This window comes from Pseudoflavonifractor phocaeensis (assembly GCF_016901735.1).
Lineage (GTDB): Bacteria > Bacillota > Clostridia > Oscillospirales > Oscillospiraceae > Pseudoflavonifractor_A.
Genome location: NZ_JACLZC010000261.1, coordinates 1 through 214, shown reverse-complemented (window position 1 = coordinate 214; position 214 = coordinate 1). Strand labels below are relative to the sequence as shown.

Sequence of the window (214 nt, the reverse complement as noted above, 5' to 3'; positions counted from 1 at the left end):
GCCACGCGATATGCTAAAAATACAGCATCTTTTCTCGCCGCAGTGCAAATTCGTTGCATTGCTATTTGGTGCGCCGTTTTAGCCTGAACTTGTGTACACACTATTTAGATAATGCTGTCATGGAAAATTTCTTTGGCTTACTCAAAAGTGAGTTGCTGTATCTGCAAGAATTTGAATCTATGGAGCACTTCAAGCGAGAACTGCTGGACTATCT

2 pseudogenes are annotated in these 214 nt (G+C 41.6%); both read left to right on the top strand.

Going from position 1 to position 214, the window contains the following annotated elements:
- Nucleotides 1–87: pseudogene (locus H7U37_RS15520) on the top strand (IS5/IS1182 family transposase); the annotation flags it as partial.
- 17 nt (nt 88–104) lie between these two features.
- Nucleotides 105–214, top strand: a pseudogene (locus H7U37_RS15515) (IS3 family transposase); the annotation flags it as partial.